Origin of the sequence: Sphingobium chlorophenolicum (assembly GCF_000722875.1) — a bacterium.
GTDB lineage: Bacteria > Pseudomonadota > Alphaproteobacteria > Sphingomonadales > Sphingomonadaceae > Sphingobium > Sphingobium chlorophenolicum.
Genome location: NZ_JFHR01000039.1, coordinates 26,465 through 49,962 on the forward strand (window position 1 = coordinate 26,465; position 23,498 = coordinate 49,962).

The 23,498-nt window shown below is 64.5% G+C and carries 19 protein-coding genes; 3 read left to right on the forward strand and 16 right to left on the reverse strand.

All coding sequences use genetic code 11. The features are described 5' to 3' along the window. Positions 1-18 precede the first annotated feature (18 nt). Positions 19-2,898 (forward strand): valine--tRNA ligase, encoded by a 2,880-nt coding sequence (locus BV95_RS15440; protein WP_037453810.1) that lies wholly within the window; start codon positions 19-21, stop codon positions 2,896-2,898. A 40-nt stretch (positions 2,899-2,938) separates the two neighbouring features. Beyond that, positions 2,939-4,417: an MATE family efflux transporter gene (locus BV95_RS15445; RefSeq protein ID WP_051749811.1), complete on the forward strand. Its 1,479-nt coding sequence runs from the start codon at positions 2,939-2,941 to the stop codon at positions 4,415-4,417. 3 nt (positions 4,418-4,420) lie between these two features. Here BV95_RS15445 and BV95_RS15450 read toward each other — a convergent pair whose 3' ends face one another. Further along, a complete protein-coding gene (locus BV95_RS15450; protein WP_037453812.1) occupies positions 4,421-6,079 on the reverse strand; it encodes an ATP-binding protein in 1,659 nt (552 codons plus the stop codon). 185 nt (positions 6,080-6,264) lie between these two features. Between BV95_RS15450 and BV95_RS15455 the strand changes: the two genes are divergently transcribed. After that, the gene (locus tag BV95_RS15455) at positions 6,265-7,347 is read left to right on the forward strand and encodes an acyltransferase family protein (protein WP_037453814.1); all 1,083 of its coding nucleotides are present in this window, start codon (positions 6,265-6,267) and stop codon (positions 7,345-7,347) included. Here the strand turns inward: BV95_RS15455 and BV95_RS15460 are convergent. The 15 genes from BV95_RS15460 to atpD form a co-directional block, all read right to left on the reverse strand. Beyond that, complete coding sequence (locus BV95_RS15460; protein WP_037453816.1) at positions 7,315-8,331, reverse strand: LLM class flavin-dependent oxidoreductase; 1,017 nt, start codon at positions 8,329-8,331, stop codon at positions 7,315-7,317. The two genes, BV95_RS15455 and BV95_RS15460, sit on opposite strands and share 33 nt — an antisense overlap. Before the next feature lie 262 nt (positions 8,332-8,593). Continuing rightward, positions 8,594-9,037, reverse strand: coding sequence for an Hpt domain-containing protein (locus tag BV95_RS15465; RefSeq protein ID WP_037453817.1), 444 nt, complete (start codon positions 9,035-9,037; stop codon positions 8,594-8,596). Between the two features lie 76 nt (positions 9,038-9,113). Beyond that, on the reverse strand, positions 9,114-9,329 hold the full coding sequence (locus BV95_RS15470) for a sulfurtransferase TusA family protein (RefSeq protein WP_037453819.1): 216 nt from the start codon (positions 9,327-9,329) through the stop codon (positions 9,114-9,116). Further along, positions 9,316-10,686: a ribosome biogenesis GTPase Der gene (der, locus tag BV95_RS15475; protein WP_037453821.1), complete on the reverse strand. Its 1,371-nt coding sequence runs from the start codon at positions 10,684-10,686 to the stop codon at positions 9,316-9,318. Before der ends, BV95_RS15470 begins: the two co-directional genes overlap by 14 nt. A gap of 117 nt (positions 10,687-10,803) precedes the next feature. Next, positions 10,804-12,165, reverse strand: a complete 1,362-nt coding sequence (locus BV95_RS15480) for an outer membrane protein assembly factor BamB family protein (RefSeq protein WP_037453823.1) — start codon at positions 12,163-12,165, stop codon at positions 10,804-10,806. Then, positions 12,162-12,860 carry a tetratricopeptide repeat protein gene (locus BV95_RS15485; RefSeq protein ID WP_037453825.1) on the reverse strand — a complete coding sequence of 233 codons (699 nt, stop codon included), beginning with the start codon at positions 12,858-12,860 and terminating at the stop codon, positions 12,162-12,164. The genes BV95_RS15480 and BV95_RS15485 overlap by 4 nt, the downstream gene beginning before the upstream one ends. Positions 12,861-12,934: 74 nt before the next feature. Beyond that, entirely contained in the window at positions 12,935-13,807 is an 873-nt protein-coding gene (gene panB, locus BV95_RS15490; protein ID WP_037453828.1) for a 3-methyl-2-oxobutanoate hydroxymethyltransferase, read from the reverse strand. Between the two features lie 189 nt (positions 13,808-13,996). Continuing rightward, entirely contained in the window at positions 13,997-16,480 is a 2,484-nt protein-coding gene (locus tag BV95_RS15495; RefSeq protein ID WP_037453881.1) for a TonB-dependent receptor, read from the reverse strand. A 169-nt stretch (positions 16,481-16,649) separates the two neighbouring features. Continuing rightward, complete coding sequence (locus tag BV95_RS15500; RefSeq protein WP_037453831.1) at positions 16,650-16,838, reverse strand: YezD family protein; 189 nt, start codon at positions 16,836-16,838, stop codon at positions 16,650-16,652. A gap of 97 nt (positions 16,839-16,935) precedes the next feature. Then, on the reverse strand, positions 16,936-17,604 hold the full coding sequence (locus tag BV95_RS15505) for an RBBP9/YdeN family alpha/beta hydrolase (RefSeq protein WP_037453836.1): 669 nt from the start codon (positions 17,602-17,604) through the stop codon (positions 16,936-16,938). Positions 17,605-17,713: 109 nt separating this feature from the next. Continuing rightward, positions 17,714-18,616, reverse strand: coding sequence for a DMT family transporter (locus tag BV95_RS15510; protein WP_037453841.1), 903 nt, complete (start codon positions 18,614-18,616; stop codon positions 17,714-17,716). 263 nt (positions 18,617-18,879) lie between these two features. Continuing rightward, complete coding sequence (locus BV95_RS15515) at positions 18,880-19,689, reverse strand: class I SAM-dependent methyltransferase (protein WP_037453846.1); 810 nt, start codon at positions 19,687-19,689, stop codon at positions 18,880-18,882. Positions 19,690-19,800: 111 nt separating this feature from the next. Beyond that, a complete protein-coding gene (locus tag BV95_RS15520) occupies positions 19,801-21,327 on the reverse strand; it encodes a TadA family conjugal transfer-associated ATPase (protein ID WP_013846040.1) in 1,527 nt (508 codons plus the stop codon). A gap of 196 nt (positions 21,328-21,523) precedes the next feature. Beyond that, positions 21,524-21,778: an ATP synthase F1 subunit epsilon gene (locus tag BV95_RS15525; protein WP_013846041.1), complete on the reverse strand. Its 255-nt coding sequence runs from the start codon at positions 21,776-21,778 to the stop codon at positions 21,524-21,526. Positions 21,779-21,931: 153 nt separating this feature from the next. After that, complete coding sequence (gene atpD, locus BV95_RS15530; protein WP_037453853.1) at positions 21,932-23,377, reverse strand: F0F1 ATP synthase subunit beta; 1,446 nt, start codon at positions 23,375-23,377, stop codon at positions 21,932-21,934. Positions 23,378-23,498: the final 121 nt, after the last annotated feature.

The window sequence follows — 23,498 nt, forward strand, 5'->3', positions numbered from 1 at the left end:
TTGCGTAAAGGCCAGCCTATGACCGAATTGCCCAAGACCTTCGACCCCGCCGAAATCGAGTCCCGCTGGTATGCCCATTGGGAGGAAAATGGCCTGTTCCGTCCGGAACGGCCGGACGCGCAGCCCTTCACCATCGTCAACCCGCCGCCGAACGTGACGGGCAGCCTGCATATTGGCCATGCGCTGGACAATACGTTGCAGGACATCGCGATCCGGTACGAGCGGCTGCGCGGCAAGGATGCGCTGTGGGTGGTGGGCACCGACCATGCGGGCATCGCGACCCAGATGGTGGTCGAGCGGCAGATGGAGGCGCGGCAGGACAAGCGCACCAACTACACCCGCGATCAGTTCGTGGAGAAGGTCTGGGAATGGAAGGCCGAAAGCGGCGGCGCGATCACGCGCCAGCTTCGCCGCCTGGGCTGCTCGATGGATTGGGCCAATGAGCGCTTCACCATGGATGAGGGCTTTTCGAAGGCCGTCGTCAAGACCTTCGTGGAACTGCACAAGCGCGGCCTGCTCTATCGCGACAAGAGGCTGGTGAACTGGGACCCGCATTTCCGTTCGGCCATTTCCGACCTGGAGGTGGAGACGCAGGAAGTGAAGGGCGGTTTCTGGCATTTCCGCTATCCGTTGGCGGATGGGGTGAAGCTCGCCAATGGCGCCGACCATATCGTCGTCGCCACGACCCGGCCCGAAACCATGCTGGCGGATATGGCGGTCGCCGTGCATCCGGAAGACCCGCGCTACAGGGACGTCATCGGCAAGGACATCCTCCAGCCGATCACCGGCCGCCGGTTCAAGGTGGTGGGCGACGAACATGCCGATCCGGAACTGGGGTCGGGCGCGGTCAAGATCACGCCGGGGCATGACTTCAACGATTTCGAGGTCGGCAAGCGCGCCGGTTTCAGGGCCGCCGACATGCTTAACATGTTCGACGCCGACGCCAATGTGGTCCAGACCGCCGATGGCCTGATCCCCGAACGCTTCCTGGGCCTGCACCGCTTCCGCCGCGACGGCGTGGACGGCGCGCGCGAACTGGTGGTGGCGGAGATGAAGGCGCTGGGCCTGCTTGTCCCGCACGTCACCAAGACCAAGGAAGGCGAGGAAATCGAGGCCGACGCCGAGCCGCGTACCATCCAGACGCCTTTCGGCGACCGGTCGGGCGTGGTGATCGAGCCCTGGCTGACCGACCAATGGTATGTCGATGCCGAAAAGCTGGCCGTCGCGCCCATCCAGGCGGTGCGCGACGGGCGGATCGAAATCGTGCCCAAGACGTGGGAAAAGACCTTCTTCAACTGGATGGAGAATATCCAGCCCTGGTGCGTGTCGCGGCAACTGTGGTGGGGTCACCGGATTCCAGCATGGTTCGGGCCCGATCACGATGGAAAAGGGTCAGCGATTTTCAAAGAGAGCGGGATCGGCAAGGCTCGCGAATTTTATGGCCATACCTTTGTGGAGGAGGATGCAGAAGCTGCCGTTGCTTCCGCAGCTCGCCTTTACAACGTTCCGCATGAGAATATTGTCGTTGTCTCCAATCGAAATGAGGCAGTTTTTCGTTCGCTCTTTCCTGCGAAGGATGGCTCAACCGACGCCCCAGAGTTGGCTGGAAAGTTTCCTATTTGGCAGGACGAAGATGTTCTGGACACGTGGTTCTCCTCCGCCCTCTGGCCCTTCGGCACGCTGGGCTGGCCGGAGCAGACCGAGACGCTCAAGCGCCATTATCCCAACGACCTGCTGATCTCCGGCTTCGACATCCTGTTCTTCTGGGATGCGCGCATGGCGATGCAGGGCATGGAGTTCATGGGGGACGTGCCCTGGCGCAAGCTCTACCTCCACGGGCTGGTGCGCGCCGCCGACGGGCAGAAAATGTCCAAGTCCAAGGGCAATGTGGTCGATCCGCTGGGCCTGATCGACCGGTTCGGTGCGGACGCGCTGCGTTTCTTCATGGCGGCGATGGAAAGCCAGGGCCGCGACGTGAAGATGGATGAGAAGCGGGTCGAGGGCTATCGCAACTTCGCGACCAAGCTGTGGAACGCGGCGCGTTTCCTGCAATCCAACGGCGTCACCGCGTCGACCGCGCATGAAGCGCCCCATGCACAGGCTCCGGTCAACCGCTGGATCATCGCAGAGACGGTCGCGACCGTGCAGGCGATCGACACCGCTATGGTCGAACTGCGCTTCGACGCGGCGGCGAACGCCATCTACCACTTCGTCTGGGACCAGTTTTGCGACTGGTATATCGAACTCACCAAGGGGTCGATGGACGAAGAGACGAAGGCGGTCGCTGGCTGGGCGTTCGACCAGATATTGGTGATGCTCCACCCCTTCATGCCCTTCATCACCGAAGAGTTGTGGAACCTGACCGGCGCCCGCGAGAATGAGTTGATCGTCGCCCGCTGGCCGCAGGCGCTCTATGCCGTCGATACCGAGGCGCAGGCGGAGATCGACTGGCTGATCCGCCTGATCGGCGCGATGCGCGCGGCGCGCACCGAACTCAACGTGCCGCCGAGCGCGAAACTCAAGCTGGTCGTCCGCGACGAGGCGGAGGAAACCCGTCGCCGCCTGGACCGTCAGGGCGCCGCACTGGCGCGATTGGGCCGGGTGGAAAACCTGTCTTTCGGCGAAGAGGTTCAGGGCGGCGCGGCCCAGATCGTGGTCGACGAGGCGACCTTCATCCTGCCGCTGGAAGGCGTGATCGACATCGCCGCCGAAAAGGCGCGCCTCGCCAAGGCTCTGGCGGCGGCGGAGAAGGAACGGGATTCCCTGTCCGGCCGCCTTTCCAATGCCAGCTTCGTGGAAAAGGCCAAGCCCGAAGCCGTCGCCAAGGCGCGGGAGGATCATGCCGAAAAGGCGGCCGAGGCGGAACGGTTGAAGGCGGCGCTGGAACGGCTGGCCTGACCGGCCTCGGTTCGTCGGCATCACGAAAAGAAGAGGGACGATGAACAGAGGGGCGCAAGGAAAAGATCAGGGGCCCAAAGATAAAGGGCAAAGGGATTTGACCCAAGGCCCCATCGGTCCGGCATTGCTGATGTTCGCGCTGCCGACGCTGGGTTCCAACGTGCTTCAGTCGCTCAACGGATCGATCAACGCGATCTGGGTCGGTCGCTTCCTGGGCGAGCGGGCGTTGGCGGCCACCGCCAATGCGAACATCATCATGTTCCTGATGTTCTCTATCGTCTTCGGCTTCGGCATGGCGGCGACCGTGGTGATCGCGCAATCCTATGGCGCGCGCGACATGGTTTCGGCGCGGCGGACATTCGGTTCCGCGGTCGGCTTCTGCACCCTGCTGGCGCTGGTCGTCGCGATGACGGGATGGCTGGGCGCGCCCGCGTTGCTGCGATTGCTGGCGACCCCGGCCGAGGCGTTCGAACCGGCGCTCGTCTATCTGCGCGTGATCTTCGTCGCCATGCCCGCCACCCTGCTGGGCGTCATGATCATGATGGGCCTGCGCGGCACGGGGGATGCGCGCACGCCGCTGATCTTCATGTTCGTCAGCGTGGGCGTCGATATGGTGCTGAACCCCGTGCTGATCCGCGGCATCGGCCCGTTCCCGGAAATGGGCATAGCGGGATCGGCCGCCGCCACCGCCACGGCGGGCTTCGTCAGCCTGATCGGCGTCATCGCCTATATCTATCGGAAAGACCTGCCGCTGCGCCTGCGGGGGGAGGAACTGTCCTATCTGCGCCCCACCGCCGCGCAGGTGCGGCTGCTGGTGGGCAAGGGGCTGCCCATGGGGTTGCAGATGATCGTCATGTCCGCGTCCGGGCTGGTGATGATCGGCCTCGTCAACCGGGAAGGGCTGGTGGTGACGGCGGCCTATGGCGCGGCGCAGCAGCTATGGACCTATCTCCAGATGCCCGCCATGGCGCTGGGCGGGGCGGTCAGCGCCATGGCGGCGCAGAATATCGGCGCTGGCCGGTGGGACCGGGTGGGGCGGATCGCCTCCTATGGCCTTTTCTATCTGCTGCTCGTCACCGGGGCGATGATCGCGGTGATGCTGCTGTTCCACGAACCCTTGCTGACGCTGTTCCTGGGTTCCGGCAGTCCCGCCGTCCCGGTCGCCTGGCATATGCAGTTGCTGGCGAGCTGGAGCTTCGTCCTGTTCGGTTGCGCGATGATCTTCTTCGGCGTCATGCGGGCGAACGGGGTGGTGGTGGGGCCGCTGCTCATCCTGATCTTCGCCCTGTTCGCGGTGCGGCTGGGTTTCTACGGGATCGGCTACGGGTCGTTGGGGGCGGACGCGCTGTGGCTCAGCTTCCCGGTCGGTTCGGGCACGACGCTGCTGCTCGCCGCCGCTTATTATATGCAGGGCGGCTGGAAGAAGGCGAAACTTCTGGCGCAGCCCAATGAGGAGGAATGCCGCGAATCGATCAATGCGGAGGGGGAGCCCGCCGGGCGGATCGCGCCGACGGGCTGAACCTTACCGTCCCTGGCTGCGCCAGCGGGTGATGGTCCGGTCGAGGATTTCGGCCTCTCCGCCCGATTGGCGCCACAGGTCGGTGAAGCTCGGATCGCTCGAAGCGGGCCGCCTCTCCTCTTCCAGATTGTCGAGCGCCACGCGGATCGGCACGGCCACGCCTTCGCCGCAGATGATCGCCTCCCGATTGCGCAGCGCGGGGATGGAATCCAGGAAGCCGCGCGCGCCTTCGGGCATGGCGGCCTTCACGAAGGCCTGGTCGCGGTCGTTGTTGAGGCGCATCGATATGATCGTGCCGCATTGCGACAGCACGCCTTCGGCCAGATCCGACGGCCGCTGCGTGATCAGGCCCAGCGACACGCCATATTTGCGGCCTTCCTTGGCGATGCGTTCCAATATGCGGCGCACCGCCTGACCCGATCCGCTGGTGGTCGACGGGATGTAGCGATGCGCCTCTTCGCAGACGAGCAGGATCGGCCGCTGCGGCTCGTCCCGCGCCCACAGCGCATAGTCGAACACCAGCCGCGACAGCACCGAAACCACGACGGAGGTGATGTCGGACGGCATGGAGGATACGTCGATGATGGAGATCGGCTTGCCGCCCGAAGGCAGGCGGAAGATTTTCGCGAGGAATTCCTGCATCGAATCCGCCACCAGCATGCCGGAGAACATGAAACTGTAGCGCGGATCGCTCTTGATCTCGTCGATCTTGGTCTTCAGCCGCATATAGGGCAGCGACCCGGTGCCCTTGTCCAGCTTCCCCATTTCGTTCTGGAGAATGTTGGTGAGGTCCGACAGCAGATAGGGGACCGGCGAATCCACCGTCAGCCGCCCGATGCTTTCCGCCAGCCGGTTCTTCGACCGCGCGGCGAGCAGGCATTTGGCGAGGATGTCGGAATCCACCGTCCGCTCGGAACCTTCGGAGGTGACGAACACCTCGCAATGTTCCTCGAAATTCATCAGCCAATAGGGGAGGGCCAGGTTGTTGACGTCATAGACCGCGCCGTTGCCCTGGAAGGCCGCGCCATATTCGCCATGGGGATCGATCATCACGATATGCCCCTGCGGCGACAGGTCGCAGATGCGGTGCAGGATCAGCGCTGCGCTGGTCGATTTGCCGGTGCCGGTCGACCCCAGCAGCGCGAAATGCTTGCCCAGCATCGAATCGACATAGAGGGCGGCGCGGGTGTCGGCGGTGGGATAGACTGTGCCGATCTGCACATGCGGCCGGTCGTCGGCCGCGTAGATTTGCTGCATGTCCTGGCTCGACACCGGATAGACCTCCGTCCCCGGCGTCGGATAGCGGGTCACGCCCCGGCGGAAGCGATGGATGCGCCCGGTCAGCTTCTCCTCGTCGCCCTCGCCCAGAAAGTCGATGTCGGCGACGATGATGTTGCTGTCGCTCCGGTCCATGGCCAGCGACCGGACGCTGGCGATCAGCCAGACAGGGCCGACCCGCATCTTCACCTGCGCGCCGACCTGCCCCGCCATGGCGATGCACGGGTCGGGATGATGGGCCAGCGCGGCGATCCGCGTGGCGTCGATGATCAATTGCGAACTGGACCCGGCAATCTGGAAAACCATGCCCATGGCGTCGGCCGCCGCCTGAAAGCCGTGCGGTTGCGCGCCCGCAAAATGGTCTGCGCCGTGCATCTGGGTCATGAACCTCTTCCCCCTCGACCGGACGGGATTCCGGCACGTCGGACCGATTTAACGCGCCACTGGTAAAGAATCTGCTTATCGCCTCCCCATGTCAAAGGCGCGGCGCATGGCTGCGCCGCGGTCTTTCAGAGGAATGCGTGTCGGGCCTGGCTGTTGAAACATTTTCCGGAAGTGGCGAAAATCCTGTGGCGCGAACGCTGACGATCCATGCGGCGCGCCGCTCCGACGCCATCTCCATCGCCCGCGTCATCTGCATTTTGGGGGTGGTCTATGTCCACGCCTGGACGGGCCTGAGCGGCCATGATCTGGAAAGCCTGCGCGGGACGCCGCAGGACAGTTTGCGCTGGGGATTGATGGAGATTTTCGGGCGCAGCGCCGTGCCGCTGCTGGGCCTGATTTCCGGCTGGCTGGTTCAGGGCTCTTCGCGGACCCATGACTGGTTCCGCCATGTGGTCCGGAAGGCGCGGACCATCCTGCTGCCGATGATCCTGTGGAACGCGCTGGCGATCCTGTTCGTGTCGGGCGCGGCCTGGGCATTGGGCCTGTCCGCGCCCGTGCCTTCCTCCACCGGCTGGATGTTTCAGGAATTGTTCATCGTCAGCCGCAATCCCGACATCAACGTGCAGATGCCGTTCCTGCGCGACCTGTTCCTGTGCATGCTGGCCGCGCCGCTGTTCGTCCGCTTGCCGGGATGGGCGCTGGCTTGGGTCGCCGCGACGGCCGCGCTGTGCCAGATCATGGGCTGGGGGCCGCCGGTGTTGATGCGCCCGGCCATCCTGTTCTTCTTCATCATCGGCATCATCGCGCGGCGCGAGGGGCTGGCCGACCGCGTGGCGGCGATGCCCTGGACGGTCGCCGCGCCGCCCTTCGCGCTGCTGATGACGGCGCAGCTTTATTCTTCATTGCATCCGGGCGTGGTGTCGTCGGGCGTTGGTACGGCGGTGCTGGATATGACGGTGCGGATCGCGGCGGCGCTGTTCTTCTGGCGTTTTGCCTGGTCGCTGGCGGCCAGTCCCGCGCGGGGGATGCTGCTGCGGATCGAGCCTTTCGCCTTCTTCCTTTTCTGTTCGCACCTTATCCTGATCTGGCTGGGCGGGCCTGCGCTGGGCATAGTGTTCGGCAAGCTCGGCTCGCCTTTCTATCCCGCCTATCTGCTGGTGCAGCCGCTGCTGGTGCTGGCGACCGTGCTGCTGCTGGGATCGCTGCTCAGCCGCGCCGCGCCGGGATTGGCGAAGCTACTCAGCGGCGGTCGCCTCATGGCTGGCTGACACTGCCTGACCGGCCGCCATGGCGATTTCCAGACTGCGCTTGCGGGCCTCGAAATCGTGGATCTGACCGCCCAATATGACCTCATCGACCTGGGTGCGGCGGATGAAGGCGGCCAGATCGCGCTCGACATCGGCCTGAGTGCCGATGCTCGACGCGCTCAGTACGTCGGCCAAGATCGCCTGCGCCTGGGGCGGCAGGCTTTCATAATAGCCGGGGACCGGGGGTTGCAGCTTGCCGGGCTGACCCGTGCGCAGGCGAATGAATGCCTGCTGCATGGAGGTGGCGACCAGCCGCGCTTCCTCCATCGTATCAGCGGCAAAGACGTTGAAGCCCGCCATCACATAAGGCTGTTCAAGCTGCGCCGATGGCCGGAAATCGCGGCGATAGATGGCGATGGCATCGTCCAGCGCGCCCGGCGCGAAGTGAGAGGCGAAGGCATAGGGCAGGCCGAGCGCCGCCGCCAGTTGCGCGCCGTAAAGGCTGGAACCCAATATCCACAGCGGCACATCCTCGCCCGCGCCCGGCGTCGCCTGGAAGCCCAGCCGCCCATCGCCCGCGAAATAGGCCTGCAACTCCATCACATCGCGGGGGAAATCGTCCGGCCCGCCGTTCAGGGTGCGGCGCATCGCCTGCGCCACGCGCTGGTCCGAACCGGGCGCGCGGCCCAGCCCCAGGTCGACGCGGCCGGGGAACAGCGCGGCGAGCGTGCCGAACTGCTCCGCGATCAGCAACGGTGCATGGTTGGGCAGCATGATGCCGCCCGCGCCGATGCGGATGCGGCTGGTAGCCTGCCCGATATGCGCCAGCACCACGGCGGTCGCGGCGGATGCGATCCCCGGCATGCCATGATGTTCCGCCACCCAATAGCGGTGGGCGCCAAGGCTTTCGGCATGGGCGGCAAAGGCGGCGGCGCGCTTGAGCGCCTCGTGCGGGTTGCTGCCTTCGTTGACAGGGACGAGGTCCAGGACAGAAAAACGGGTCATGCCCGCATATGGGGGGATGGCCGGTTTTATTTCAATACGGGAATTGGAAGTTATGTTTGGGTGGCAGGAAGGGGTGGGACGTGGACCTATCCTATTCCTCCCCATCGATAGATGGGGAGGGGGACCGCCGCTGAAAGCGGTGGTGGAGGGGAAGATACGCAGGTCACGCCATTTCCCCTCCACCATGCTTCGCATGGTCCCCCTCCCCACGCTTCGCGTAGGGAGGATTAGGAGCGTTCGCCATCGGCCAAAAACCGCAAAATCACCCAGCGGCGCGGCCAAATCCCTGTACCGGACCGTCTATGCGGCGGCCGAAGCCCTGTGGGCGGCGGGCGACCAGAGGATTGGAATCGCGGTCGAGCAGGACCATCGTCTCGGTAAAGCACGGCCTCAGCGCGACCACATCCTCGATCAGCTCGTCCGGGCCTTCTCGTCCCTCGACGCAGCGGCGGGCGACCATCTCGATCTTTTCGGCCATGGCGCTCAGGCTATAGGCGCCGAACTGCGCCGATTCCCCCTTCAACTTATGGGCCGGGGCGACCAGCGCGGCGGCGTTGCGGGCGCGAAAGGCCTCCTCGATCGCGCCGATGGCCTTTTCGCCATCCTCGCGGAAATAGCCCAATATGCGGAGGAAGGCGGCGCCAAGCTCCGAACGGGATTTGGCAAAATCGGTCCAGTTGACCAGTTCGGCCTCTTGATTTGACACCCTTCGACACTCCCTGCTCTGTCGCGGGACTATAGAAGAAGGGGCGTAAACATGGGGTTAAGCGGAACGGCTGTCCTCAGCGCAAGCGGGAGATGGCGAAGAGATGCGCGCCCTTCGCCGCGAATTCCCAGCCCTGTTGCCGCGCCAGCGCTTCCAGTTCGGTCGGCGCGACCGGGTCGTCCGCCTCCACCGTCACGGCGTCGGCGGATCGCATCGCCCGTGCCACGCGCAGCGCGGGCCAGGGGCATTTCATGCCCCTGGCGTCGATATGCGCCGCTTCACTTGCTGGCATAGGGGTTTTTGGCGCTGCGCAGCGTCAGCCGCACCGGCACCGCGCCGAAGCCCAGTTCCTTGCGGATGCCGTTCACCAGATAGCGGCGATAGCTTTCCGGCAATTCGTCCAGCCGCGTGCCGAACAGTACGAAGGTCGGCGGGCGCGTCTTGTTCTGGGTGATATAGCGCAGCTTGATCCGCTTGCCGCCGGGGGCGGGGGGCGGATTGGCCTCCAGCGCGCGTTCGAACCAGCGGTTGAGGATGCCGGTTGATACGCGCTGCGACCAGGCGGTGCGGGTTTCGAAGGCGACGCGGATCAGGTCGTCCAGCCCCTTGCCGGTCGCGCCGGAGACGGTCATGATCGGCACGCCGCGTATCTGCGCCAGGCCGTCGGACAGCGCCTGCTTGATGCCCTGATAGAGCGCCGAGCCGTTCTCCACCGTATCCCATTTGTTGAGCGCGACGACCAGGGCGCGGCCTTCCTCCAGCACTTTGTCGGCGATGCGCAGGTCCTGCGCCTCCAGCCCGCGGGTGGAATCGAGCAGCAGCACCACGACTTCGGCGAAGTTCACAGCGTTCAGGCCGTCCGAAACGGCCAGCTTTTCCAGCTTGTCTTGCACCTTGGCGCGCTTGCGCATGCCCGCCGTGTCGATCAGGCGGACCGGGCGTTCCTGGCCGTCCGGGCTGGTCCATTGCCAATCGACCGCGATGGAGTCGCGGGTGATGCCCGCTTCCGGCCCTGTCAGCAGGCGATTTTCGCCCAGCAGGCGGTTGATGAGGGTCGACTTGCCCGCATTGGGGCGGCCGACAATGGCCAGTTTCAGCGGTGCGGATTCGAAATCGGCCTCGTCCGGTTCGCCTTCTTCCTCTTCCTCATCCTCCCGGTCGATATAGGGGAGCAGCGCTTGGAACAGGTCGGCCAGGCCCTGGCCATGTTCGGCGGAAAAGGGGACGGGATCGCCAAGGCCCAGGCTGAAAGCCTCCATCACGCCGTCGTCGCCCGCCCGGCCTTCCGCCTTGTTAGCCATCAGCACGACGGGCGCGTCGCCCTCGCGCAGCCAGCGGGCGATTTCCTCGTCCAGCGGGGTGATTCCGGCGCGGGCGTCCACCACGAACAGGGCGACATCGGCATTTTCGACCGCCGCCTGCGTCTGCATGCGCATGCGGCCGGGGAGGGTCTGGGGGTCTTCATCCTCATAACCGGCGGTGTCGATAATGGTGAAATCGACGCCGAGCAGGGACGCCTGCCCCTCTCGCCGGTCGCGGGTCACGCCGGGCTGGTCGTCGACCAGCGCCAGCTTCTTGCCGACGAGCCGGTTGAAAAGGGTGGACTTGCCCACATTGGGCCGCCCGACAATGGCAACGGTGGGCAGCATGAGAGGCCCTATTCCTTTAAACTATGAGTGCTCCTGCGAAGGCAGGAGCCCAGTTCCAACGCTTGGACTGGGCTCCTGCCTTCGCAGGAGCACGGTTACTTAACATCATCGATGGCGTCAGCGAAACGCCGTCAGCTTCCCGTCATCCGCGAGGATATAGAGAGTGTTGTTCGCGACCACCGGCGACAGCGACATCGGCCGGTCCAGGTCGATTTCCGCCTGGACCTTGCCCGTGGTCGGATCGACATAGTTGAGGTCGCCATGGGTCGACACCAGAACCAGTCGTCCGCCCGCCAGCACCGGGCCTGTCCAGCGGATCGCCTTGTCCTTCTTCTTTTCCTTCTGCCAGCGGCGAAGCTGGCTGATCCAGCGGATCTTGCCGGTGGCGCGGGCGACGCAGAGCAGTTTCGCGTCGCTGGTCACCGCGAACACCCATTCGCCCACGACCGAGGGGGTGGAGATGCCCGCGATGTTGATTTCCCAAAGCCGCTGGCCGCTCACCAGTTCATAGCTGGCCATGCGGCCGCCCTGGCCGATGGCGAAGACCCGGCCCCGGTCGATCACCGGATCGGCGTCGATGTCGGTCAGAGTCGCCACGGCGGTCGAGATGCTGGTGCGCGACAGGGCGTCGCCCCACAGGGTCCGGCCATTTTCATAGCGATAGGCGGTGAGTTCGCCCGAACTGTAACCCGCGATCACCGTACCCTGCGCGGCGGCCGGGGCGGCCACGCCGAAGATTCCGGTTACTTGCAAGGTGCCGCTATCGGTCCACTGCACTTCGCCGTCGCTCTGGTTGAGGGCGAAAATCTGATTGTCCTGGCCCATCACATAGACATGGCCGTTGGCCAGCGTCGGCGCGCCACGCAGCGGGCCGCCGGGGCGCTTCTTCCATAGGATCGCGCCGCTGTTGGCGTCGATCGCCGCGACATCGCCTACGCCGGTGCTGGCGTAGAGCTTGCCGTCGATCACGCTGACGCCGCCGCCGAACAGGGCGCGGCCGCTACCCTGGGCGGGCAGGGGCGTCTGCCACAGTTTCGCGCCGCTATTGGCGTCGAACGCGATCACCCGCGCATCGGCGTCGATGACGTAGAGCTTGCCGCCCACCACCACCGGGGCGGAGGCGAGGCGCGCCTGTGGCGTGCTGCCCGCGATGGAGATGGTCCAGGCCCGCGTCGGCGAAGCGCCCAGAGCCAGATTGCCCATCGTCTTGGCGGGGCTGCCCCCCGGCTGCGACCATTGGTCGTTCACATAGGGTTCGGGCAGGGCCACGGGCACGTCGGCCAGCGTCGGGTCGACCTCCACCCCCTGCTCATTGCTCAGGATCGAGGTGCGCTTGCCGACCACGGGGGTCTTGGGACCGCCCTTCTTGCCGCCGATCACGCCGCATCCCGCCAGCAGGGCGATCATCATGGCCACGGTCACGGCGCGACCGGCGCCCGAAAATTTCGTCATGCTGTGCTTCCCCATGCGCCCGATCATTCCTGTCCCGCCCCATTCGGCGTTTCGACTGCATCCACACCCAATAAGCCCGCCATCTGTCGCGCGCGTGAACGGATCGACTGGGGCACGTTCTTGTCCTTCGCCATGGCGGCGAACAGCGGCCCGGCCAGATCGGGCTTGCGCATCTTCATATAGGCGATGGCGACCAGTTCCCCGGCGCTGCCGAACCAGGGCGCGCCCTCCACCGCGAGCGGCTTCAACCGGTCGACCACCTGCTGCGGTTGCAGGCTTTCATATTCCAGCGTGGTCTGGCGGATCAGCGCCAGGTCGCGATAGGGCCGGTCGAGCGAAGCGTCGTCGGCCATTGCCTTGTATGCGGCGATGGCGGCCTTGGAGTCGCCCTTACGCGCGGCGGTGCCCGCCTTCACCAGCAGGGCGGATGCGCGGAAGCCGGGCTGGCTGGCCTGGGTCAGCTTGTCCAGTTCCTTGGCGTCGGGCGTGCCGCCGCCGACCGCCGTGGAAATCACCTTGTCCATTTCCTCGGACACGGCCTGCGACTGCGTCTTGGTGTAATGCTGCCAATAGAGGAAGGCGCCGAACAGCAGGAGGCCGCCGAGCACCAGCGCGACGATCCAGCGGCCGAAGCGCTGCCAGAAGGTCAGCAACTGGTCCTGCCGGACGGCCTCGTCCACCTCGCGCATGAAGGCTTCGCTATTTTGCGGCGTCAGGGCCACTTGGGTCTCCAGAAATTCGTCGGTTACGGCACGCGGAAGGCGCGATCATTAGCGGCGCTCGTGGCTCGCGCAACTCACTTTTTGGGCCGATAGACCTGATCTTCGGTCGGAAAGTTCCGGTTTCGGACATCCGCCGCATATTGGGCGGCGGCATTGCCGATGGTTTCCGCGATATTTTCATAGCGTTTCACGAAACGGGGCACGCGTTCGAACATGCCCAGCATATCCTCCGCCACCAAAACCTGCCCGTCGCAATGGGCCGATGCGCCGATGCCGATCACCGGCACGTCGACGCTGTCGGTGACGGTGACGGCGATCTCCTCCATCACCCCCTCCAGCACCATGGCGAAGGCGCCCGCCTGCGCCACGGCGCGGGCGTCGGAGATGATCTTGTCATGCTCCTCCTGGCTCTTGCCGCGCGCGCCATAGCCGCCCAGCGCGTTCACCGCCTGCGGCGTCAGGCCGATATGCGCCATCACCGGAATGCCGCGCTGGCTGAGGAAAGCGATGGTTTCCGCCATCGCCGCGCCGCCCTCCAGCTTCACCCCCGCGCAGCCGGTTTCGGCCATGACGCGGCTGGCGCTGGCGAAGGCCTGTTGCGGGGAGGCTTCGTAGCTGCCGAAGGGCATGTCGACCAGCACGACGCTGTGATAGCTGCCCCGCACCACGGCCGCGCCATGGGCGATCATCATGTCCAGCGTGACGGCCAGGGTGGAGGGCAGGCCGTAGATCACCTGCCCCAGCGAATCGCCCACCAGCAGCATGTCGCAATGCGGATCGAGCAGTTGCGCCTGCCGCGCCGTGTAGGCGGTCAGCATCACCAGCGGCTGTTCCGTCCTGCCCCCGGCCTTGCGGCGCTGGATGGCGGGCACGGTCAGGCGCTTCATCGGCGCGGGCGTGGGATTGGCGCGGCTGGTCGACGTGTCGAGCGTGAAGGTCGTGGACATGGCTGCGCTCTACAGCAGCGCGGCGGCGGGCGCAAATCGGGGTTAAATTCGTCATCCTGGCGGAGGCAGGGATTCCGCGCGATAGGGCACGGAGTAGCTTCACGAGATCCCAGCCTTCGCTGGGATGAAAAAATACGGGGAGCGACAGGGCTGTGTCGCTCCCCGCAGGGGGTGAACCTCGCTAAAGGATCAGAACGAGAATTTGATCGTTCCGCCCCAGGTTTGCGGATCGCCCGGCTGACCGGCGATCAGGCCGGTATTGCCCGGCGCGACCTGGAGATTTTCGATATAGTTCACATCGAAGGCGTTGCGGACCCAGCCGAACACGTCGAACCCTTCGCCACGGAAACCGGCACGGAAGTTGGTCAGCGCATAGCCCTTCACCTCCGTATAGATGGACGGCGAGGCGTTGCTGTTCCAGTGCGACCGGTAATTGCCGTCGACGCCCAGATAGACCTGGCCTTCCTTCGCCAGCAGCGTGACCGGAATGTTATATTCCGCGCCGTAGGAGAAGGCCCATTTCGACACGCCGGGCAGATCGAAGCCGGAAATGTCGCATGCCCGCGGGCTGAGGGTGTTGGGAACACCTGCATTGGAATAATCGGCGGGTTGATTGGCCGGTTGCGACGTGCCCCCGGACAGTTCGGGCGGGCAGGGGGCGTTGGTGAACTTCTTATACTTGGCGTCGGTATAGGCGCCATTGGCATAGGCCGTGAAACGGTCGCTGACGACGACCTTGAAGTCCGCCTCAATGCCCTGCGACCGCACCTTGTCCGCATTGGCGAGATAGCCGCGCACGGTGCCAAACTGGCCGCCGTTCACCGTCGCCTGGAAATTCTTTATGTCCGTGCGGAAGGCGGTGAGGTTGAAGGTTGCCCGGCGATCCCAGAACTGGGTCTTCAGGCCGATTTCATAATGGTTGACCGATTCCGGCTTCACCGTTTCGACCGACGTGTCGGGCAGGTTGGTGACGCTGTTGAGTGGCAGGCCGTTCTGGTTGATGCCCAGCGTCTTGAAGCTCTTGGCGTAGGTGGCATAGGCCAGCACGTCGGGAGCGATCTTGTAGTTTACGTTGAAGTCGTAGGTGAAGTTCCAGGCGCTGTCGGAGGGCGTCGTGCGCTGTCCCTGATAGACGCTGCACTGCGCCGTGCGGACGGACGACAGGGGAAGTGCGGTGCAGTCCACCAACACGCCCGCCCCGTCCGTCACGACGCGCTGGTAGAAGCCCGACTTCTTGTCATAGTTCAGGCGTGCACCCGGCTGGATGGTCAGCGAGTCGGTCACCTTCCAGCTCAACTGGCCGAACAGCGCCGCGCTTGTGCTCTTGAGCCATTGCGTGTTGGTGGCGGTCAGGCCCTGGAGGATGCTTGGATTCCCGGCATTTGCGCCAGTCAGGCTCCAACGGCTGGCGTCCGCGCCCTGCTGTTCGGTGCCCTGGGTGTCGATCCGCTGCTTGAAGCCGAACAGGCCGACCACGAAGTCGATCTTCTGGCTTTCATAATTATAGCGGAATTCCTGGCTATACTGGTCCTGCTGAGAGGGGTTCTGCGATTTCGACACGACCGACAGGCCGGTGAAGTCGCGGTCATTCTCCGGCTTCCAGTCCCAGAAGCGCCATGCGGTGACGGAGGTCAGCGTGCCGGGGCCGACATCCCACTTGATCCTGGCCGACACGCCGCCGATCTTGTTGCCAGCGTTCAGGTTGCTGTCGAGATCGGTCAGCCGGTCATAGGGATTGCGGCTGGGAACGGCGTAGTTGCGGCCGGGGAAGGCGGGGTTCGGGTTGGCGTTGATCGCGGCGACCAGCGCATCATATTGGCGCGTGATCGGGCGCTGCGTCGTGCCCACCCGCACGAACACAGTGCCGCAGCATTCCGGGTCCTGCTTGCTGTAGTCGCCCGACAGGGTCAGGCTGAAATTATCGGTAGGCTTGAACAGCAACTGGCCGCGAATGCCCAGATTGTCCTGTTCGTTGATCCAGCGGTCGGTGACCGTGTTGAACAGCGTGCCCCGGCGGCTGGTCGCGGCGATGGCGACGCGGGCGGCGACCGTTTCGGACAGCGGGCCGGAAATGGCGGCCTTCGCCTGCTTGTAATTCAGGTTGCCGACGGTCAGTTCGGCGCGCCCTTCGAAATCGAAGGTCGGCTGGTTGGTCGTGATGTTGATCGCGCCCGCCGTGGTGTTCTTGCCATAGAGCGTGCCCTGCGGGCCGCGCAGCACCTCGACCTGGGCGACGTCCAGGAAGTCGAAGGTCGCGGCGGCGACGCGGCTGTTATAGACGTCGTCGACATAGATGCCGACGCCCTGCTCGAACCCGTCGCTGGTCAGGCCGAACGGCACGCCCAGGCCGCGGATGTTGACCGACGTGTTGCGTGGATTGGTGGTGTAGACCTGTAGCGTCGGCGCCAGTTGCTGGAGCTTCACGACGTTGAAGTTGCCGGTCGCCTCTATGCTGTCGCCCCGGATGACGGAGATCGCCAGCGGCACCTCCTGCGCGGTTTCGGCGCGGCGGCGGGCGGTGACGATGATCACTTCGCCACGGGCGCTGGATGCCTGTTCGCTATTGTCCGCCGCGGATTGCGGAGCGGTTTGAGATGCATCCTGCGCTTGTGCGCTGGACGCGATGATGGATGCGCCCGCCACGCCGGCGAGCAACAGAAAACGCGCAATCATGATGATTCCCCTTCCGGATGTCCGGTGAATATTGATCGCGGCCTCTGCGGTGATCCGCTCAAAGCCGAAGGTCTGGGAATGGAAAATGTGGCCCACCCCTTGCCACCTGTTATTCGGCCCTTTTCCGGGCCTTTTTCAGCAACCCTGCATCTTGCCCCCCGCTATTGCTTCAGGCGGTGAGGCGTGTCTTTTCCGTGACGTCGATCTGCACCACCCGCGCATCGTGGACGGTCAGCGTGACCGAACCGAACCGCAGCGCTTCGAGCACGCTGCGCACCTTTTCGATGCTGATCGCGATGTCGTGGCGCTGGCCTTCGCGGCCGTTGCGGGCAAATTCAATCGAACGGTTTTCACTCATAAACACCTCTTGATCGCTCTTTATCTCAACTGGATTGATAGACAAAAAAGCAAATATAAGGGGCGCTCAAGTTTCTCTTGTCGCGCCCCATTCGAATTCAGCCGTTGACCCGCAGCGCCGCCAATCGCCGCTCCTGATGCGCCAGCGGTATGGCGGGCCGTAACTGGCGCATCGCAGAGGCCTGCTCATGCGCATTGTCGATCAGCTTTTCCAGCAGTGCCTGACCGAAGCGCCATTCGCCCAGGCCCGATTCCGCATTGATGTGGCCGCAATAACCGGCGTCGACAAAGCTGCTGCCCCAATTCTTACCGATGCTGTGGGCGCGTTCGAAGAAGATATAGGGATCGTTGCGGCTCGCCACGACGATCGACGGGAAGGGCAGTTGGGCGCGGGGCGTGGGGCCGAAGCCGCCGATCGTTTCCGGCGTTTCCATCCGGTCGCAATCGGGCGGCGCCACCAGCAGCGCGCCCGTCACCGGCCAGCCATAGGCCTGGCTCTGCAAGGCGCCCCACCAGGCGACCGCCAGGCAGCCCAGGCTGTGCGCGGCCAGGATGATCGGCCCGTTCGCCGCCCGGATCGCTGCGTCCAGTCGCGTGACCCAGCTATTACGGCTGGGGCTGGCCCAGCTTCCCAGGTCGACGCGCTCGCAATCTCCACGCGTTTCTTCCCACAGCGTCTGCCAATGGCCGGGGCCGCTGTTGTTGAGACCGGGTATGGTCAGCACGACCGGTTGGCGCGCGTCACCCGAATGTCCGAATCGCTCCATGGTCAGATCCTCGTCCTATTGTCGAGGGAGAGATAATTCTATTTATCTGGTAGACAATGGTCAAGCGACAAAATGTGTCGAAATCTAGGCAATCCGATTCATCTGGCATTCATGTTGCGGAGGCTGCGCCATGGACATGTTCGCGCCAGGCGATGTACAGGCCGCTCGCGATGATCAGCGCGGCGCCGATCCAAGTTGTCGCCATCGGCCAATTGCCCCAGATCGCCCAGCCCAGCAGCGTGGTCCAGATGATCGAACTATAGTCCATCGGCAGCACCACGGACACGGGCGCCCAACGCAGCGCGGCCGTCATGCAGATCTGCGCGATGCCGCCGGTCACGCCGATCAGCAGCAGCAACGCCCAGGTCATGGCGTCATGCCCCTGCCCAAAGAAGAGCATGGCTGCGCCCAGCGGCGGCAGGGACAGGAAGGTGAACCAGAAGACGATCACCCCCGCATTTTCCGTGCGCCCCAGTTCGCGCAGCACCAGGCTGACGCTGGCGGTGACGAAGGCGGCGGACAGGGCGACCGCGACGCCGATGGCGGGGAAATGCCCGGCGTCGGGCCGGACCATGACGATCACGCCCAGAAAGCCGACCAGCACCGCGCTCCACCGGTGGATGCCCGTCGCCTCGCGCAGGATCAGTGCGGACAATATCGTGCCGAAGATCGGCATGGTGAAACCGATCGTGACCGCCTCCGCCGGCAGCAGCAGGATGTAGGACAGGAAGTTCAGGACCATGCCGGTCATGCCGATGGCCATCCGCGTGGCGTGGACGCCGATGCGACGGGTGCGGATCGATCGCACGCCGGTGGTCGCCATGATCCAGGCGAAGACCACGGGCAAGGCCAGCGCCTGCCGGTAGAAGAGCGATTCGACCACATGCACGCCGCGCGCGTCGGCCAGCCGGACCGTCACGAACATCATGGACAGACAGATCACCGCGACCAGCCGCAGGCCGATGGCGGTTAGCGGGCGATGCGGACGGATGGAGGAGGACAAGGGCGGCACGCGACTTCCCTTAGCCCCGCGGCGGGAGGACGCAACCGTGTAAGGGGGTATGGGGAATTTGGAATGGGGGGAGATGGGCAATAGACGATATCAATTCCTCCCTACGTGAAGCGTGGGGAGGGGGACCGCCGCTGAAAGCGGTGGTGGAGGGGAAATTCGGAGGTCGTGCCCCATTCCCCTCCACCAGCCTTCGGCTGGTCCCCCTCCCCATCTATCGATGGGGAGGAATGGGAGAGGCCCGTTCTGCATCCATCAGCGCCGCCTTACTTCCCCGGCTTGCGAAAGCGCAGCGTCATCCGGTCGCTTTCTCCCACGGCCAGATATTTCGCCTTGTCGACGTCCCCATTGCGCAGCGTCGGGGGCAGTGTCCATACGCCCTTCTCCCAGTCGGCGCTGTCCTTGGGATTGGCGTTGATCTCCGACGACCCGGCATATTCGAATCCGGCCGCCTCCGCGATGCGGCGGATGGTCGACATTTTCAGATAGCCGCTGCTCTTTTCCAGCGCCGTGTCGCGCCCTTCGGGCAGGCGATGGTCGACGACGCCCAATGTCCCGCCCGGTTTCAGCAGGTCGTAAAAGGCCTTGAAGGTCGCCGCCTCCGTCCCTGCCATCACCATATTGTGGACATTGCGGAAGGTCAGCAGCGTGTCGACGCTGCCCGCCGGAATCTCGCTGGTCCGGTCGGGGAAGGGGACCAGCTTCACCTTGTCGTAAATGTCGGGCTTGGCCGCCAGGAACGCCTTGTAACCGTCCAGGGCGCGTCCGGTCGGCTGCAACGCGTAGAATGTGCCCTTCTCATGCAGCAGGGGTGCCAGTATCTCCGTATACCAGCCGCCGCTGGGCGCATATTCGACCACCGTCTGGTCCGGCTTCACGCCGAAGAAGGCCAGCGTCTCTGCGGGATGGCGATATTTGTCGCGTGCGACATTGGCGGGCGCGCGGCTGGGCGCGGCGATGGCGGCGGCGATCGGATCGGCGGCCTGATGATGATGTCCCGCATGCTGGGCGGCAAGCGGCAGCAGGGGCAGGGAGAGGCCGGTCAGCAGCAGCGCGGCGCGGGCGGTTCGGGTCATCGGCAATCCTCTCTTGCAGGGAAAGCGATGATGTGCCGGGGATGCAGGCTCCATGCAAGCGAACCGGCGGAGAAAAGCCCCCGCCGGAAACAGATTGTCACATGATGGCCGTTACAGGCAGGCTTCCAGGAAGGGCTGGTCGAAGCCGAACTGCCGCGCCTTGTCCAGCGTATAGGGGCGCAGGCCCATCGACCGATATTCGCCGATGATCTTCCCGCTGTCATCCTCGTCATGATATTCGAACTTGAACAGTTCCTGGGTGACGATGACGTCGCCTTCCATGCCGATCACTTCAGTGATGTTGGTCACGCGGCGCGAACCGTCGCGCAGGCGCTTCACCTGCACGATCAGGTCGACCGAGTCGGCGATCTGCTTGGAAATGGCTTCCTTCGGGATCTTGATGTCGCCCATCAGGATCATATTCTCCATACGGCCCAGGCATTCGCGCGGGGAGTTGGAGTGAAGCGTGCACATGGAACCGTCATGGCCCGTGTTCATCGCGGCCAGCAGGTCGAAACATTCCGCGCCGCGAATTTCGCCGAGGATGATGCGGTCGGGACGCATACGCAGGGCGTTCTTGACGAGGTCGCCGATGGTGATCGCGCCCTGGCCCTCCAGGTTCGGGGGGCGGGTTTCCAGCGGCAGCCAGTGCGGCTGTTGCAGGCGCAGTTCGGCCGCGTCCTCGATGGTCAGCACGCGCTCGCCCGGATCGATCATCTTCGACAGGGCGTTCAGCATGGTGGTCTTGCCCGAACCGGTACCGCCCGAAATCACGATGTTCATGCGGCAGGCGCCCGCGATCTTCAGCGCGGTGCACATCTTCTGGCTCATCGCGCCCCATTGGGCGAGATTGTCCAGCGTGATCGGCTTGGCCGAGAATTTACGGATGGAGATGGCGGTGCCGCGCAAGGATAGCGGCGGCACGATCACGTTGACGCGGCTGCCGTCGGGCAGGCGGGCGTCGGCCAGCGGCGTGGTCTGGTCGACGCGGCGGCCGACCTTGTTCACGATGCGCTGGGCGATCTGGAAAAGATGTTCCTCGTCGCGGAACTTGATCGGCGCGATCTGGAGCTTGCCCTTCTTTTCGATATAGGTCTGTTCCGGACCGTTGACCATGATGTCGGTGACGTCCGGGTCGGACAGCAATTCCTCCAGCGGGCCCAGGCCCAACAGTTCGTCCACCAACACCTTTTCCAGCGCGAACTGCTCGCGCCGGTTGAGGGTCAGCTTCAGTTCGGCCAGCACTTCCAAGATGATCGGGCGGAATTCCTCCGCCAGTTCGTCCTTGGTCAACGTCGCGGCGGCTTCGGGATCGACGCGCTCCAGCAGGCGGGGGAGGACCTGTTCCTTGATCTTGTGGACGGAGGCTTCGAAACCCTGCGGCCCGGTATCGACGGCATGGTCGGAATTGGCGCGATCCGACAGGCGCTGCATCGCGTCGGCGTTGCGCTGCATCTGGCCGGTCGGGGCGGAAAGCGGGTCGAGCGGCGCTTCCGCGGGAACGGCCGTCATGTCCAGCGGGGGAAATTGTTCGCCGCCCTTAATCTCTTCCCTGGGCGCGCCGCCCTGCATGGGCCGGGCTAGGCCGAAGCCCGGCTTGATGCCGGCAGGTCCGTTTTTCCGTCCAAACGCGCTCATGATTCTCCGCCGAAATATTCTGGATCAGCTCTGATCGTTAAAGGTGAATAGGGCGGAAACTTTGATAAATGGCTAATGCGCCGGAAATGGCGGTGTGGGCGATTGGGGGATAAGGCGGAGCCGCCAATCAAAAAGGCCGCGCTCCTGAGGAGCACGGCCTTTTTGGATCGGTGGGGCGGTCAGGCCGGACGGCGTATCAGCCGGCATGCTCCGCAAGGACGGTCAGGCCCTTTTCGTTGACCTCGGCAAAGCCGCCGCGGACCGGGATCACTTCCGGAGCCGAACCAGCGCTGGCGAAAATCTGGATCGCGCCGTCGCGGACGGTCGACATGAAGGGCGCGTGACCCTCCAGCACGCCGAAGTCGCCATCGGTGCCGGGAACGACCACCTGATAGACCTCTTCCGAGCGGACGAGCTTTTCCGGGGTCACGAGTTCGAAATGCAATGCCATTCTATTCTTCTCCTCCCTCCCTTCCAGGGAGGGGCCGGGGGTGGGTGCCATCGCGGAGCGATGGCCTGCGCCCTAGCTGAAAGGCAGGAAGCTCGCTGCGCTCGCTACCCGCCCCTTGATCCCCTCCCTGGAAGGGAGGGGAGACTTTGTAGCTTACGCCGCTTCCGCAGCCAGCTTCTTCGCCTTTTCGATGGCTTCGTCGATGCCGCCGACCATGTAGAAGGCGTTTTCGGGCAGATGGTCATATTCGCCTTCGACCACGGCCTTGAACGACTTCACCGTGTCTTCGATCTGGACGAACTTGCCCGAAATTCCGGTGAAGACCTCCGCGACGTGGAAGGGCTGCGACAGGAACTTCTGGATCTTGCGGGCGCGGGCGACGGTCAGCTTGTCCTCTTCGGACAGCTCGTCCATGCCCAGGATCGCGATGATGTCCTGCAGCGACTTGTACTTCTGCAGGATCGCCTGGACCGCGCGGGCGGTTTCATAATGTTCCTGGCCGACGACGCGGGGTTCCAGAACGCGGCTGGTCGAGTCCAGCGGGTCGACCGCAGGATAGATGCCCAGTTCCGAAATGGCGCGGTTGAGAACGGTGGTGGCGTCCAAGTGCGCGAACGAGGTCGCGGGCGCCGGGTCGGTCAAGTCGTCCGCGGGGACGTACACGGCCTGAACCGAGGTGATCGAACCCTTGTTGGTCGAGGTGATGCGCTCCTGCAGCGCGCCCATGTCGGTCGCCAGGGTCGGCTGATAGCCCACGGCCGAAGGAATGCGGCCGAGCAGAGCCGACACTTCCGCGCCCGCCTGGGTGAAGCGGAAGATGTTGTCGACGAAGAACAGCACGTCCTGGCCTTCCTGGTCGCGGAAATATTCCGCGATGGTCAGGCCCGACAGGGCGACGCGAGCGCGGGCGCCCGGCGGCTCGTTCATCTGGCCGTAAACCAGGGCCACCTTCGAACCTTCGCTGATCGCGTTGCCGTCGGCGTCCTTGGCGATGACGCCGGCGTCGAGGAATTCGTGATAAAGGTCGTTGCCCTCGCGGGTGCGTTCACCGACGCCTGCGAACACGGAGGTGCCGCCATGGCCCTTCGCGATGTTGTTGATCAGTTCCTGAATGAGCACGGTCTTGCCCACGCCCGCGCCGCCGAACAGACCGATCTTGCCGCCCTTCGCGTAGGGGGCGAGAAGGTCGATGACCTTGATACCGGTGACCAGGATGCTGGCGTCGGTCGACTGGTCGACGAACTCCGGCGCCTTGGCATGGATCGGGGCGGTGACGGTGGTGGCGACCGGGCCGCGCTCGTCGATCGGCTCGCCGACGACGTTCAGGATGCGGCCGAGCGTGGCCGGGCCGACAGGAACGCTGATCTGCGCGCCGGTGTCGGTGACTTCTTGACCGCGGGTCAGACCGTCGGTCGAGTCCATCGCGATGGTGCGGACGGTGTTCTCGCCCAGATGCTGGGCGACTTCCAGCACCAGGCGCTGGCCATTGTTGCTGGTTTCCAGAGCGGAAAGAATCGCGGGGAGCGCATCCGGGAAGGTCACGTCGACGACGGCGCCGATGACCTGCGAAATGCGGCCTACATTGTTGGTGGTTGCCATGACTGCTTCCTTGCGTGCGTGATCTTAGTGTCCGATCCGAAACTAAGGTGAGTGGTATCAGCAGGTTAGCTTGACGTCTGGACCTGTCGTTGATTCAGGGGTTTTTGCGAAACTACCAAGG